Here is a 14,170-nt window from a genome sequence, read left to right as displayed (position 1 = left end):
TGGTCATTGCGGCAAGAGTCTAAGGGACACGCTGCTGTTTGTCTGCTCGTGGCGTGACGCACAGTTAGCGCATGATTTTGCTCGCGTCAATTTAGTTTCGCGCGAACGAAAGGAGACGCATCGTGCCCCCATCTTCGAGCGTCAGCCGGCGCGAAGGTCAACAGACGTGGCATACGCGTTTGCTGGATGCGGCGTTCGGCATGGCGACGACAACGGCCATTCAGCTTGCCGCGGCGAGTGTCCCTTCCTGGCCGATCGCCGACGTTCCTCCGCGGAAATTTGGATGACCCATAAAAAACCCGGTCCGCGTTGCCACGGACCGGGGTTCGTCGATCAGCCACTTGCTTGAGCAGCCCGCCCGTCAAGGGCCGCAGCGTCAGCGCCCAGCCACTTCCGCCTTGCCGGCCCCCGCATCGCCGATCGCCGTCGGTGCCGCGCCCCACCCGCCGCCGAGCGCACGAATGAGATTGACGGTCGACACCGCCTGCGCCCCCGTCAACTGGTTCGCCTGCAACTGAGACTGCAACACCGACCGCTCGCTGTCGATCACGTCGAGATACGCGACCTCCCCTTCCTGATACTGCGTCCGCGACAGCGTCGCCGCACGGCGCGAAGCATTGACGGCCGCATTCTGCGCGCGAATCTGGTCGTCGAGCAGGCGCAGATCGGCGAGATTGTCCTCGACCTCGCGGAACGCGACGAGCACCTGCTGCCGGTAGTTCGCGACCTGTTCGTCGTACTGCGCGCGCGCCTGCTGCACGCCGGCCGCACGGCGCCCGCCGTCGAACAGCGGCAGCGTCAGCGCGGTGCCGGCGAACGGCCCGAGCAGGAACGTGCGGCTCGACCACAGGAACAGGTTGCCGAGCGTCGATGCTTCATACCCGAACGACCCGGTGATGTCGAGCTTCGGGAAGTACGCCGACTTCGCCAGCCCGATCCGCGCATTCGCGGCCGCCATCGCGCGCTCGGCCGCCGCCACGTCCGGGCGGCGTTCGAGCAGCGCGGACGGCAGGCCCGGCGGAATCTTCACCGCGACCGGCACGATCGGCGTTTCCTTGAACGCGAAATCCGCCGGCGCCTTGCCGAGCAGAATGGCCAACGCATGCTCGGACGCCGCGCGCCGGCGCGCGACGCCGACCGCATCGGCCTGCGCGCTGGCCAGCTCGTTCTTCGCGCGCGACACGTCGAGTTCGCTGATGTCGCCTTCGTTGAAGCGGCGCTGCACCAGCTTCAGCGCCTGCTCGCGCAGCTCGACCGTGCGGCGGTACAGGTCCTGATCCGAATCGAGCTGGCGCAGTTCGAAGTAGTTCTGCGCGACGTCGGCCTGCAGCGCGAGCTGCACCGAGCGGAACAGCGCCTCGCTCTGCGCCTGGTCGGCACGCGACGCCTCGACGTTGCGGCCGACGCGGCCGAACAGATCGGCTTCGTACGACACCGTGCCCTGCGCGCGCCACAGCGTCGCGTTGGTCGGGCCCGTACCTTGCGGCTGGAACTGCGACGCCGACGACAGCCCCTCACGCGTCGGCCCGAACCCGGCGCCGACCTGCGGGAACCATTGCGAGCGCGCCGAACGCGTCGCCGCACGCGCTTCCTCGACTCGCGCCGCCGCGGCCTTCAGGTTCTGGTTCGCGGCGAGCGCCTGCGCCTCGAGCGAATCGAGCACCGGGTCGCCGAACACCTTCCACCATTCGCCGCGATGTTCGCCATCCGACGGCTCGGCCGTCTTCCACGTGCCGGCCTGCTCGCCGGCGGCGAGGGTCGGCGCTTCCTTGAACGCGGCGGGCGCCGCCGCGTCCGGACGCTTGTAGTCGGGGCCTACCGCGCACGCGGCGAGCAGCGTCGCGAGCAGGGTGCTCGCGGCCGCCACCTTCGCGAAGCGCATCAGGCCGTTCGTGTTGTGCAAGTTATTCATTTTCTGGTCCTCAAGCATCGGGCGCCGGCACGCCGTACCCCGCCGAATCCTTGCCGGCGACGTGGATCTTGCCGCCCGCGAGCGTACGCAGCACGACGTAGAACACCGGCGTCAGCATCAGCCCGAACAGCGTCACGCCGAGCATCCCGAAGAACACCGCGACACCCATCGCATGGCGCATTTCCGAACCGGCGCCGGTCGACGTGACGAGCGGCACCACGCCCATGATGAAGGCGATCGACGTCATCAGGATCGGGCGCAGCCGCAGCCGGCTCGCCTCGATCGCCGCCTCGAGCGGCGTCCTGCCGTCGTGTTCGAGCTCGCGCGCGAATTCGACGATCAGGATCGCGTTCTTCGCCGACAGCCCCACCAGCACCATCAGGCCGATCTGCGTGAAGATGTTGTTGTCGCCCTGCGTGAGCCACACGCCCGTCAGCGCCGACAGAATGCTCATCGGCACGATCAGGATCACCGCGAGCGGCAGCGTCAGGCTTTCATACAGCGCGGCGAGCACGAGGAACACGAGCAGCACGCTGATCGGGAACACATACATCGCCGAATCGCCCGCAAGGATCTGCTGATACGTGAGGTCGGTCCACTCGAAGCGCACGCCGCGCGGCAGCGTCTCGTGCGCGATGCGCTCGACCGCGGCCTGCGCCTGGCCCGACGAGAAGCCCGGCGCCGGGCCGCCGTTGATGTCGGCCGCCGTGTAGCCGTTGTAACGCACGACCATTTCCGGGCCGAAGGTCGGCGTCACCGTCACGAGCGACGACAGCGGCACCATTTCGCCCTTGTCGTTGCGCGTCTTCAACTGCAGGATGTCGTCCGCGCGCTGGCGGAACGGCGCATCGGCCTGCACGCGCACCTGGTACACGCGCCCGAAGCGGTTGAAGTCGTTCACGTACAGCGAACCGAGATACACCTGCATCGTGTTGAACACGTCGGTCACCGGCACGCCGAGCTGCTTCGCCTTCACGCGGTCGAGATCGACGTTGAGCTGCGGCACGTTGATCTGGTAGCTCGTGAACAGCGGGCCGAGTTCAGGCGCCTGCTGCGCGCGCTTGATGAAGTCGTTGGTCGCATCCGACAGCTTCGCGTAGCCCACCGCGCCGCGATCCTCGATCTGCATCTTGAACCCGCCGAGCGTGCCGAGGCCGAGCACCGGCGGCGGCGGGAACACCGCGACGAACGAGTCCTTCATCGCGCTGTACTGCTGGTTCAGCGCACCCGCGATCGCGCCGGCCGACAACGCCTTGCCGTGCCGCTCCGAGAACGGCTTGAGCGTGACGAACACGATGCCCGCACTCGAGCTGTTCGTGAAGCCGTTCACCGACAGCCCCGGGAACGCGACCGCGCTCTCGACGCCCGGCTGCTTCAGCGCGATCGAACCCATGTCGCGGATCACCTTCTCGGTGCGGTCGAGCGATGCACCGTTCGGCAACTGCGCGAACGCGATCAGGTATTCCTTGTCCTGCGCGGGCACGAAGCCGCCCGGCACGACCTTCGACACGAGCACGGTCGCGCCCACCAGCACGAGGTACACGCCGAGCATCAGCGTCTTGCGCGACAGCACGCCGCGCACGCCGCGGCCGTAGTTCTCCGCGCCGCGATGGAACACCTTGTTGAAGCGGCGGAAGAAGCCGCCGAGCACGCGGTTCATCACGCGCGTGAGCCAGTCTTCCTTGTCGCCGTGCCCCTTCAGCAGGATCGCGGACAGCGCCGGCGACAGCGTCAGCGAGTTGAACGCCGAGATCACCGTCGAGATCGCGATGGTCATCGCGAACTGCTTGTAGAACTGGCCGGTCAGGCCCGACATGAACGCGAGCGGCACGAACACGGCGACGAGCGTCAGCGCGATCGCGATGATCGGCCCGCTCACTTCCTGCATCGCCTTGTAGGTCGCCTGCCGCGCGTTCATCCCGCCCTCGATGTTGCGCTCGACGTTCTCGACGACGACGATCGCATCGTCGACCACGATCCCGATCGCGAGCACCATCCCGAACAGCGACAACGCGTTGATCGAATACCCGAACGCCAGCAGCAGCGAGAACGTGCCGATGATCGACACCGGCACCGCGATCAGCGGAATCAGCGACGCGCGCCAGGTCTGCAGGAACACGATCACGACGATCACGACCAGCGCGATCGCTTCGAGCAGCGTGTGCACGACGGCCTTGATCGACGAACGCACGAACTGCGTCGGGTCATAGACGATCTTGTAGTCGACGCCGGCCGGCATGTCCTGCTTCAGCTCGGCCATCGTCTTGCGCACCTCGTCCGAGATCTGCAGCGAGTTCGCGCCCGGCGACTGGTTGATCGCCATCGCGACGGCCGGCTTGTTGTCGAGCAGCGAGCGCAGCCCGTATTCGGACGCGTCGAGCTGGATTCGCGCGATGTCGCGCAGGTGCGTGACGCCGCCGTCCGGCGTCGTCTTCACGACGATGTCGCCGAACTCGTCTTCCGTCTGCAGACGGCCGCGCGCGTTCACCGACAGTTGCAACGGCGTGCCGGGCAGCGACGGCGACGCGCCGATCACGCCGGCCGCGACCTGCACGTTCTGCTCGCGGATCGCCTGCACGACGTCCTCGGCCGACAGCCCGCGCTGCGCGACCTTCTGCGGATCGAGCCACACGCGCATCGCGTAGTCGCCCGAACCCCACAGCTGCACCTGACCGACGCCCTGGATCCGCGACAGGCGATCCTTCACGTTGATCAGCGCGTAGTTGCGCAGGTAGGTCATGTCGTAGCGGTTGTCCGGCGAGATCAGGTGGACCACCATCGTCAGCGTCGGCGAGCTCTTCACCGTGGTGATGCCGAGCCGCTGCACGTCTTCCGGCAGGCGCGGCAGCGCCTGGTTCACGCGGTTCTGCACGAGCTGCGTGGCCTTGTCCGGATCGGTGCCGAGCTTGAACGTGACGGTGATCGTCATGTTGCCGTCGCTGTTCGCCTGCGACTGCATGTAGAGCATGTCCTCGACGCCGTTGATCTGCTCTTCAAGCGGCGACGCGACCGTCTCGGCGATCACCTTCGGGTTCGCGCCCGGGTACTGCGCCTTCACGATCACGGAAGGCGGCACGACCTCCGGATATTCCGAAATCGGCAGCAGGAACATCGCGATCACCCCGCCGAGCAGGATGATCACCGATAGGACTCCTGCGAAGATCGGCCGGTCGATAAAGAATTTGGAAATGTTCATGGGTTGCTCTGTCTGGTTGAACGCGGATGCGAAGCGGCGTGCCGCTTACGAATCCGCCTTCGCCGGTGCGGCCGGCTTCGCGGTACCCGCGAGCGGCGCGGACGGCTCGTCGCCGCCCGTCATCGGGACCATGTGCGGCTTCACCTGCTCGCCGGGGCGCACGCGCTGCGTGCCGTTCACGATCACGCGATCGCCGGCCGCGAGCCCGCTCACGATCACGCGCCGGTTGCCGTGCTGCATTCCCGGTTGCACTTCGCGGTACGACACGCGGCCTTGCTGATCGACGACGAACACGAACTTCTTGTCCTGATCGGTGTTGATCGCGGCATCGTCGACGAGCAGCGCCTCGTGCGGCGCGCTGCCGCCGACCTTCACGCGCGCGTAGAGGCCCGGGACGAGCGTGCCGTCCGCGTTGTCGAAGCGTGCACGCACGCGGATCGTGCCCGACGACGTGTCGAGCCGGTTGTCGACCGAGTCGATCTCGCCGCTGCGCGAGTAGCCGGTTTCGTTCGCGAGGCCGAGCTCGACCGGCACCTTGCGGCCGTTGCGCGCGCCGTTGATGTATTGGAGGTAGGTCTGCTCGTCCGCGTCGAACGACGCGTAGATCGGCGACACCGACACCAGCGTCGTCAGCGGCGCGGCCGACGCACCGGCCGACACGACGTTGCCGAGCGTGATTTCCGCACGCGACACGCGGCCCGATACCGGCGCCGTGATGCGCGTGTAGCCGAGATTGATGCGCGCCGTTTCCAGCGCGGCTTCGGCGGCCTTCAGGTTCGCGCTCGCTTCGCGCGCCGCGTTCTGCTTCTCGTCGTAGTCGCGCTTCGCGATCGCGTTGTCGCCGATCAGCCGCTGCGCGCGCTGCCAGTCGGTCTGCGCGTAGCCGTTGCGCGCCTGCGCGGCCGCGAGCTGCGCGGCCGCGCGATCGACTTCCGCCTGGTACGGGCGCGGGTCGATCACGAACAGCACGTCGCCCTTCTTCACGAGCGCGCCGTCCTTGAAATTCACCGCGACGATCGTGCCCGACACCTGCGGGCGCACGTCGACTTTCTCGACCGCCTCGAGGCGGCCCGAATAGCTTTGCCAGTCGGTGACGGTCTGCGGCACGACGGTCGCGACGTCGACTTCGGGCAGCGGCGCCGCCGCTTTCTCGGGCGCGTTCGCGTTCACGCGCATCGCGCCGAACGTGCCGAGGCCGACGACGGTGAGCGTGACGATCGCCGCGGTCGCGATTCGTGAACGGGTGGTGCGTAGGATGGCCATGTGGATCTCCGGTAAGCGTGGATTGGTCTGGTTATTCGGAACGGTTCGGCTGGCGCGCCTGGAAACGGCACTGGAAGAAGCGCACGGCTTCCTCGAACGCGGCTTCGTGCGTGGCGAGCGCGGCGTGCGTGATGTCCGGATAGCGGATCACCTGCGTGAGCACGCCCGATGAAATCAGGCACCCCGCATATTTTTCCGCCTCGACGTGCAGCACGTCGTTCTGCGCGGTGACGACGAGCGTCGGCGGCAGCCCCGCGAGGCGCACCGATTCGATCGGCGCCGCGTACGGGTGCATGCGCTGCGCCGCCTGCGGCAGGTATGCGCGATAGCAGGCCGCGCATTCGCGCGCGGTGATGTCGGACGCGAGGCGCTCGGCGTCGCCGATGCGCGTCATGCTCGGGTCGAGCATCGGCCCGAACAGCGCCTGCGCGGCGATCGACACCTCGCCGCGGTCGCGGGCGATGAAGGCGAGGCAGTTCGCGAGCTGGCCGCCCGCATCGTGCCCCGCGACCCCGATCTTCCTCGGGTTGCCGCCGAACGCGCGAGCGCGCGTCGCGGCCCACACGGCGGCGCGATACGCATCCTCCGGCGCGGCCGGAAAAGGAAAGGCCGGCGCGAGCGAATAGTCGACCGACACTACGAGAGCTGGTAAGCGTTCTGCTAAAAAACGCGCGGCGAAATCCGCGTCTTCGAGCGAACCGCGAACGAAGCCGCCGCCGTGGAAATAAAGCACTACTGGCAACCCGGTCTTGTCCGGACGGCGGTAGAGGCGCAGCACGATGTCCTGTGCGTAGCCGGGAATTTCGACTTCGGCAACCGTCAGCGCCCCGCCTGCTGTGGCTTGCGCGGGCAGCGCGGCTTTCAGGAATTTGCTGAATTCAGAAGCGTCCATGACGATGCGGCATCCATTTCGAGATGGAACGAATTCTGAGTCCGGCAGACATTGGGATAAATGCCTATAATCCGGCAACACAATTCAACGCCCCCGAACAATCCGAGGCTGCGTTTACCCATGAGGTAGCGCAGCCTTGTTGTTCGCGGGCTCATTAGATTGCGGAGGTTGTGATGGACCGGCTTCAGGCCATGCAGGTGTTTACTCGCGTCGTCGATACAAGCAGCTTCACCAAGGCAGCAGAAACGCTCGGCCTGCCGCGAGCGTCCGTCACGACGATCATCCAGAATCTCGAAGCCTTCCTCGGCGTGCGGCTGATGCACCGGACCACGCGCCGGCTGTCGCTCACGCCGGACGGCGCCGCGTACTACGAACGGTGCGTGCGGATCCTCGCGGACGTCGAGGAAACCGAAGCGAGCTTCCAGGCCAACAACCGGAAGCCGCACGGAAAGTTGCGTATCGACATGCCGGGCTCGATCGGTCGGCTGCTCGTGATTCCGTCGCTGTGCGAATTTCATACGCGCTATCCGGACATCGACCTGCAGCTCGGCCTGTCCGACCGGCCGGTCGACCTGCTGCAGGAAGGCGTCGACTGCGTGATCCGCGTCGGTGCGCTGCAGGATTCGTCGCTCGTCGCGCGCCGCGTCGGCCTGTTCGAATGCGTGACCGTCGCGTCGCCCGACTATCTCGAGCGCAACGGCGAGCCGCAGACGATCGACGACCTGAGCCAGCACAAGGCCGTCAACTACTTCTCGAGCCGCACCGGCCGCACGATCGACTGGACCTTCCTGATCGACGGCAAGGAAGTCGAGATGAAGATGGAGGGCATCGTGTCGGTAAACGACGCGGATGCGTACGTGACCTGCGGTATCGAAGGCTTCGGGCTGATCCAGCCGCCGCTCTTCATGGTGCTGCCGCACCTGCGCGAGGGCCGGCTCAAGGAAGTGCTGCCCGGCGTCAAGCCGCTGCCGATGCCGATCTCGGTCGTGTATCCGCACAGCCGCCATCTGTCGCCGAAGGTGCGCGTGTTCGTCGACTGGGTGGCCGAAGTGTTCGACCGCTGCCCGCTGCTCAGCGGCAAGGGCAGCCTCGACGCGACGTGCAGCAAGCGCACGTTCGAGGAAGCCGAACGCGCGCCGGCGCTCGATACGCCGGTCATCAACGAGTGGGTCGCGTAATCGTCTGAACCGCGCGTGCGGGCCGCGGCGCCCGCACGTCGTCCCGCCTGCGCGCCGCCTGGGCACCCTCTCCAAGCGCGGCGCCCCGATCCTTCCCGAATCCGCAGTAAGCCTTTGCGCAACCCGCGGCAATCGGCCGTGTGCGTCGTGGCGCCTCCTCGCCGCCGCCCCTGCGACGCCGGCGCCACGGGGCTGCGGGCCGTTTCCGCATTCCCCCACCGCACGTACGGATTCCGATTGTTCCAGTCTCGCGACAATTCAATTCGTGCGAGCCGCATTTATCGCGACGGAACGGACACCTAGAGTAAACCCTGTCGCGCACCTCGTTGCGCATCGAACAGATCCCGCCTGGCGGGACCGGAGTAAGCGCTCAAGCGCCCGCTCCGACATCTTAGGAGTGACGCCATGAACCGCCGCCATCTTCTCTCGGCCCTTGCTCTCACGCTTGCCGTGTCCGCACCGGCCTTCGCCGATTCGGGTACGCCGCACGCCGGCGACTACGGCAACACGTCGTGGTATTCGCAGCACAACGGCCCGCGCACGCGCGCCGAAGTGAGCGCCGAGGTCGTGCAGGCACGCAAGGACGGCACGCTCGCGTACCTGCGCAAGGCAACGTCGTACCCGCAAGGGCTCGAGCTCGCACAAGGCGCCTATCGCCCGATGCCGGAAAGCAACCAGCTCGCCGGCGGGGGCCGGTAACCGCGCGAGGCCGCGCAGCGGGTTGCCCCGCGCGCGGTGTCTCGAACCACCTCGTCGACGACTCGCTGAGTCAGTGAGTTGCAGGAGCACATGATGAACGATCAACTTCCTTCGCCGCTCGATCACTGGGACGACACCACGCCGGTGTGGACGCCGTTCCGCTCCGGGTCGCAATCGCATTGACGCTCGCGGCGACGTGTCGCCGATACCGTCCTGCGGCGATCAACGGCGCGGCACTCCATCACGCCATTCGCCCCAGTGCGTGACGATGTCCTGCACGAGCGGATTGCCCGCGCGGTACAGGTTTTCGGTCGCCGGCGCAAAGCCGCCCTGGTCCGCGTAGTTCAGCAGGTTGTCCGCGCTCGTCTGTCCCGCGTACGGCCGGTCGAAATCGGACCCCGTGCGCAGCACGGCGACGCGCGACAGGTCGACCCGCTTCACGCTCGCCGCGCGCTTGAGCGCTTCGTACGTTGCGTTGTCTTCCTGCGCGGTCATGCAGTACGTGCCCTTGCCGTCCGTGAGGATCTTGGTCCACTGGCGCGCGCGCTCGCCGATCAGCGTGCCCGAGAACCACGTGTTGCCCGATGACGTATCGCACTGGATCACCGTCGGCGGCCGGTTGGCCGGCGCGTACGTGAACTTCGCGCGCGCGGCCTGCGCCTGTGCGCTGTCCGCGAGCACGACGTTGCGCGACAGCGCGTATGCGGCGTCGGTCAACTGCGGGTTGAGCTGGAATACTTCGGTGCGATAGTCGAGCGGCGGCTTGTCGTTCGGGCTCTTCGTGTTGATGCCGAGAAAACCGGTGTTCCACCCGGCCGGAATCTCGCGCGCATCGAGCTCCCACTGCAGGCTGAAATCGACGAGGTATTTCGACCACGCGGCCGAGCCGACCGTGCCTTGCGCGGGGTCGACGCCCGCGATGCCCGAAACCAGGAAATACGTGCGGCGCAGGTCGAAGCGCTGCGAGAACGTGAGCGCCATGATCGTCGCCGACGCGTTCGCATAGCCCATGCCGGTCGTGACCACGCACACGTCCTGCTTGTTGCAGTGGACGGCCGGATAGTCGGGCGACAGGCCGGGCACGGTAATGTCGCGCCACGGGCCGAGCCGGTCGAGCCACGCCTGGCCTTCCGGACCGAACATCGTGATGATCATGACCTTGACCGGGCGGCCCTGTGCGCCGGTCTCGGCGAATGCGGCGTTGCCCGCGTTGTTGCCCTGGTTGTCCTGCGCGATCGACGGCGCGGTCGCGCAGGCCGCGAGCGAGAATGCAGCGGCTGAAAGGATGGAGCGAGTCAGCATCGGCGTTCCTTGTATCAGTGATGTTGGATGAGAACGGCTGTCGGAGACTGCGCGAGGGAGTATAGAACGGGCGTGCGCGATGCGGAACCCGACTACGAAACGGCGGGCCGTGTTTCGTGCGAACGGATGCGTGTTGCGCGACGGGAAATTGCCCACTCGTCGCGGCCCTGCAAACGTCAGGAATGCTATCTTGTTTGCCGCCAACCGCGACGTCGGCCGCTTCTCGGCGCGCTACACGCGCAACAGCCCCGCGACGCCATATCCGAGCACGACGAGTGCGGCGACCACATGGCTCGCGGCGAGCCATCCCGGCGACTTCACGAAGCGCCCGATCGCGCTGCCGCCGAACGCGAACACGAGCTGCCCGGCGAGACTGCCCGCGAACACGCACGCCGCGCCGAGCAGCCAGTGCCGGTGCGCACCGGCGGCAGCGGTCGCATAGCCGTAGAACAGCAGGATGGTCAGCGGATTCGCGAGCGTGACGAAGAACATCGACATGAACGGGCGATCGGCCGGCGGCGTCGGTACGCTGCCGTCGAGCGTGCGGCGCCGCTCACGCAGCGCCTGCCACAGCATCCGCGCGCCCATCGCGAGCAGCACGAACGCACCGACCCTGCGGAACACCGACAGATACGACGCCAGCGTGCCCGCGAGCAGCGCGCCGATCGTGAACGCGACGACCGCATAGCAGCCGTCGGCAGCGGCCACTCCGAGCGCCGCGCGCACGCCGGTCGCCGTACCGGCGCGCATGCCGTAGTGCGCGATCATCAGTGCGACGGGCCCGACCGACAGCGCGATCGTCAGCCCGAACAGGAAGTCGTTCATCGGTCGTCGATGGAAAGCGTCGATTCCGGCGACGTCGAAACGATGCGGCGTGTGAATCCGGCGTCAGGCGACGTCGACGCGTGCGGGCCCGTCCACCATCTCGCCGATCACCGCCGCGCGGTCGAAACCGTCGGCACGGAAGCACGCGAGCACGTCGTCGACCGCTTCCGGCGCGCATGCGACCAGCAGCCCGCCCGACGTCTGCGGATCGGTCAGTAGCGCCTGCGCGACGGGCGGCAGCGCGTCGGCGAGCCGCACATCGGTGCCGTACGCGGCCCAGTTGCGGCCCGACGCACCGGTGAACACGCCGTCGGCGACGAACGTCTCGACGCCCGCGAGCCACGGCAGCGACGCATAGTGCACGCGCGCGGTGAGCCGCGCGCCGCGCGCCAGTTCGAGCGTATGGCCGAGCAGCCCGAAGCCCGTGACGTCGGTCAGCGCATGCACGCCCGACAGCGCGGCGAGTTCGGCGCCCGGCCGGTTCAGCTTGGTGGTGGTCGCAACCATCTGCGCGTAACCCGCGGCATCGAGCTGGTTCTTCTTCAGCGCGGCCGACAGCACGCCGACGCCGAGCGGCTTGCCGAGCACGAGCACGTCGCCCGCGCGCGTGGCCGCGTTGCGCTTCACGCGCGACGGATGCACGACGCCGATCGCCGCGAGCCCGTAGATCGGCTCGACCGAATCGATCGAATGGCCGCCCGCGACCGGAATGCCGGCCTCCGCGCATACCGATTCGCCGCCGCGCAGCACGGCCGCGATCGTTTCGTGCGGCAGCACGTTGATCGGCATGCCGACCAGCGCGAGCGCGAGAATCGGCTTGCCGCCCATCGCATAAACGTCGGACAGCGCGTTGGTGGCCGCGATGCGGCCGAAGTCGAACGGATCGTCGACGATCGGCATGAAGAAATCGGTGGTCGCGACGATCGCCTGCTCGTCGTTGAGCCGGTAGACGGCCGCGTCGTCGGACGTCTCGGTGCCGACCAGCAGATCGGGGAACAGCGCGGGCGGCGTCGCGCGCTTGAGCAGTTCGGACAGCACGCCCGGCGCGATCTTGCAGCCGCAGCCGCCGCCGTGCGACAGGCTCGTGAGGCGCGGAACGGCGGGCGGGGCTTGGGTGGCTTCGGTCATCGTCGGCATCCGGTGAATAACAACGTTCTATTATCGACAATTCCGCGCGAGCGCGCCCGGTACGCTCTCCGCGTTGCGGAGCGTATTGCGCTTCGGTCGGTCTTTGACGGAATCGCAACGAGCCGATATTGCCGTGCTCACGCGTCAAGCCAGCGCCACGGCCCCGCCGAACGCCCGCTCGTCGATCGCCTCGGCCAGCGTCGCGAACGCGGTCGCGATCTCGTCTTCCGGCACGCACGCATAGCCGAGCAGCAACCCCGATGCAGCCCGCAAACGATCCGCGTAATACCCGGACAGCGGCCGCACGACGATGTTGCGTTCGAGCGCGGCCTGCGCGACCGCGCGATCGTCGACGCCCGCCGGCAATTGCGTGACGAGATGCAGCCCCGCGTCGCTGCCCAGCGCGTGCAGCGTATCGCCATAGCGGCGCGCGACCGCGTCGAGCAGCACCTCGCGGCGTTGCCCGTACAGCGTGCGCATCTTGCGGATATGCGACACGAAATGCCCTTCCGCGATGAATTCGGCGAGCACGGCCTGCTGCAGCAACTGCCCTTCGCGATACAGCTCGGCGCTCGCGGTCGCGAAACTTTCCGCGAGCGGCTCCGGCGCGACCAGATAGCCGACCCGCAGCCCCGGGAACAGCGTCTTGCCGAAACTGCCGACGTAGATCACCTGCCCGGCCGTGTCGAGCCCCTGCAGCGACGCGAGCGGCCGGCTGCCGTAGCGGAATTCGCTGTCGTAGTCGTCCTCGATGATCCAGCAGCCGTGCTGGCGCGCGTATTCGAGCAGCATCCGCCGCCGCGCGAGGCTCATCACCATCCCGAGCGGATACTGGTGCGACGGCGTGACGAGCATCAGCTTCGGCGGCTCGGCGAGATCGGCGGCCGACGGCGCGATGCCTTCGTCGTCGACCGGGATCGGCCGCGTGGTCAGCCCCGACACGTTCAGCACGCTGCGCACGCCCCAGTAGCACGGATCCTCGGTCCAGATCGCGTCGCCCGGGTCGGTCAGCAAGCGCACCGCGAGATCGATCGACTGGTGGATACCAGTCGTGATCACGATCTGCTCGGGCGTGCAGCGCACCGAGCGCGACGTGCGCAGGTAGTCGGCCAGCGCCTCGCGCAGCAGCGCGAGCCCGCCGCCGGGTGCGTAGGTCAGCAGGTCCGGGCGCAGGCGCCGCCAGTACTTGTTGTGCAGCCGCGTCCAGACACGCGCCGGAAATCGCGACACATCGGGCACGCCCGGCATGAACGCGCCGCCCTGGCGCTTCGACACGCCGGCGCCCTCGACGAGCCGCGTGCCGCGCGTAGACAGCCGCCGCGTGGACGAAGGCACGACCGCCGGCCCGCCAGCCGGATCGGCCGGCGCGCCGACGATCTCGTCGGGCGCGCTGTCGGCGACGAACGTGCCGCGGCCCGTCGCCGAGTTCACGTAGCCTTCGAGCGCAAGCTGTTCGTAAACCTGCGTGACCGTGTTGCGCGCGATCCCGAGCTCGGCGGCCAGCAGCCGCGACGACGGCACGCGCGTGCCGGCCGGCAGTTCGCGCGACAGGATCGCCTGTTGCAGCAGCCGGTGAAGCTGCCGGTAGATCGGCTGTTCGCCGCCGCGCACGAGGCGCTGCGCCAGCCAGTCCGACAACACGCTCGCGCGCATGATTGGCTCCTGAATATTTATTGAAATGGCTCTGATTGCCGGAGCCAAATGTGATTATAGTCGCCTCCATGGGCCGCCAAGGCGGCCGATTTTCTACTCACCGGGAAGAACATCAAGGAGAT

11 protein-coding genes are annotated in these 14,170 nt (G+C 67.6%); 3 read left to right on the top strand and 8 right to left on the bottom strand.

Annotated elements, in window-relative coordinates; all coding sequences use genetic code 11:
• A partial coding sequence (locus C5F75_RS37050) for a hypothetical protein (protein WP_219817256.1) occupies positions 1–349 on the top strand: 349 nt, incomplete at its 5' end.
• Positions 350–376: 27 nt separating this feature from the next.
• Here the strand turns inward: C5F75_RS37050 and opcM are convergent.
• Genes opcM through C5F75_RS32725 form a run of 4 tightly spaced genes read right to left on the bottom strand, consistent with a single transcriptional unit; the run spans position 377 to position 7,263 of the window.
• A complete protein-coding gene (gene opcM / locus C5F75_RS32740) occupies positions 377–1,912 on the bottom strand; it encodes a multidrug efflux transporter outer membrane subunit OpcM (protein ID WP_059582216.1) in 1,536 nt (511 codons plus the stop codon).
• Positions 1,913–1,922: 10 nt separating this feature from the next.
• Complete coding sequence (gene ceoB, locus C5F75_RS32735; RefSeq protein WP_059582054.1) at positions 1,923–5,108, bottom strand: multidrug efflux RND transporter permease subunit CeoB; 3,186 nt, start codon at positions 5,106–5,108, stop codon at positions 1,923–1,925.
• A 45-nt stretch (positions 5,109–5,153) separates the two neighbouring features.
• Positions 5,154–6,371: a multidrug efflux RND transporter periplasmic adaptor subunit CeoA gene (ceoA, locus tag C5F75_RS32730; RefSeq protein WP_104013324.1), complete on the bottom strand. Its 1,218-nt coding sequence runs from the start codon at positions 6,369–6,371 to the stop codon at positions 5,154–5,156.
• A gap of 31 nt (positions 6,372–6,402) precedes the next feature.
• Complete coding sequence (locus tag C5F75_RS32725; protein ID WP_104013323.1) at positions 6,403–7,263, bottom strand: alpha/beta hydrolase; 861 nt, start codon at positions 7,261–7,263, stop codon at positions 6,403–6,405.
• A 173-nt stretch (positions 7,264–7,436) separates the two neighbouring features.
• Here C5F75_RS32725 and ceoR point away from each other — a divergent pair, with 173 nt between their 5' ends.
• Both ceoR and C5F75_RS32715 read left to right on the top strand, forming a co-directional pair.
• A complete protein-coding gene (ceoR, locus tag C5F75_RS32720; RefSeq protein WP_059582046.1) occupies positions 7,437–8,441 on the top strand; it encodes a putative multidrug efflux transcriptional regulator CeoR in 1,005 nt (334 codons plus the stop codon).
• A 405-nt stretch (positions 8,442–8,846) separates the two neighbouring features.
• Positions 8,847–9,140, top strand: coding sequence for a DUF4148 domain-containing protein (locus C5F75_RS32715; RefSeq protein WP_059582042.1), 294 nt, complete (start codon positions 8,847–8,849; stop codon positions 9,138–9,140).
• A gap of 222 nt (positions 9,141–9,362) precedes the next feature.
• Here C5F75_RS32715 and C5F75_RS32710 read toward each other — a convergent pair whose 3' ends face one another.
• From C5F75_RS32710 to pdxR, 4 genes are all read right to left on the bottom strand, one after another.
• Positions 9,363–10,442, bottom strand: coding sequence for a purine-nucleoside phosphorylase (locus C5F75_RS32710; protein WP_059582041.1), 1,080 nt, complete (start codon positions 10,440–10,442; stop codon positions 9,363–9,365).
• A 231-nt stretch (positions 10,443–10,673) separates the two neighbouring features.
• Positions 10,674–11,267: a LysE family translocator gene (locus C5F75_RS32705; protein ID WP_059582036.1), complete on the bottom strand. Its 594-nt coding sequence runs from the start codon at positions 11,265–11,267 to the stop codon at positions 10,674–10,676.
• Between the two features lie 63 nt (positions 11,268–11,330).
• Complete coding sequence (gene selD, locus C5F75_RS32700; RefSeq protein WP_081066414.1) at positions 11,331–12,395, bottom strand: selenide, water dikinase SelD; 1,065 nt, start codon at positions 12,393–12,395, stop codon at positions 11,331–11,333.
• 144 nt (positions 12,396–12,539) lie between these two features.
• A complete protein-coding gene (pdxR, locus tag C5F75_RS32695) occupies positions 12,540–14,048 on the bottom strand; it encodes a MocR-like pyridoxine biosynthesis transcription factor PdxR (RefSeq protein ID WP_059582032.1) in 1,509 nt (502 codons plus the stop codon).
• Positions 14,049–14,170 lie beyond the last annotated feature (122 nt).

This window comes from Burkholderia anthinoferrum (assembly GCF_002925705.1).
In the GTDB taxonomy this organism is placed as follows: domain Bacteria; phylum Pseudomonadota; class Gammaproteobacteria; order Burkholderiales; family Burkholderiaceae; genus Burkholderia; species Burkholderia semiarida.
This window is presented reverse-complemented; position numbering and strand designations above follow the sequence as displayed.

What these genes read in the sequence shown, in the direction of transcription:
- C5F75_RS32725 (WP_104013323.1), bottom strand. Translation starts at nt 7,263, where the DNA reads ATGGACGCTTCTGAATTCAGCAAATTCCTGAAAGCCGCGCTGCCCGCG.
- opcM (WP_059582216.1), bottom strand. Translation starts at nt 1,912, where the DNA reads ATGAATAACTTGCACAACACGAACGGCCTGATGCGCTTCGCGAAGGTG.
- ceoA (WP_104013324.1), bottom strand. Translation starts at nt 6,371, where the DNA reads ATGGCCATCCTACGCACCACCCGTTCACGAATCGCGACCGCGGCGATC.
- pdxR (WP_059582032.1), bottom strand. Translation starts at nt 14,048, where the DNA reads ATGCGCGCGAGCGTGTTGTCGGACTGGCTGGCGCAGCGCCTCGTGCGC.
- selD (WP_081066414.1), bottom strand. Translation starts at nt 12,395, where the DNA reads ATGACCGAAGCCACCCAAGCCCCGCCCGCCGTTCCGCGCCTCACGAGC.
- C5F75_RS32715 (WP_059582042.1), top strand. Translation starts at nt 8,847, where the DNA reads ATGAACCGCCGCCATCTTCTCTCGGCCCTTGCTCTCACGCTTGCCGTG.
- ceoB (WP_059582054.1), bottom strand. Translation starts at nt 5,108, where the DNA reads ATGAACATTTCCAAATTCTTTATCGACCGGCCGATCTTCGCAGGAGTC.
- C5F75_RS32710 (WP_059582041.1), bottom strand. Translation starts at nt 10,442, where the DNA reads ATGCTGACTCGCTCCATCCTTTCAGCCGCTGCATTCTCGCTCGCGGCC.
- C5F75_RS32705 (WP_059582036.1), bottom strand. Translation starts at nt 11,267, where the DNA reads ATGAACGACTTCCTGTTCGGGCTGACGATCGCGCTGTCGGTCGGGCCC.
- ceoR (WP_059582046.1), top strand. Translation starts at nt 7,437, where the DNA reads ATGGACCGGCTTCAGGCCATGCAGGTGTTTACTCGCGTCGTCGATACA.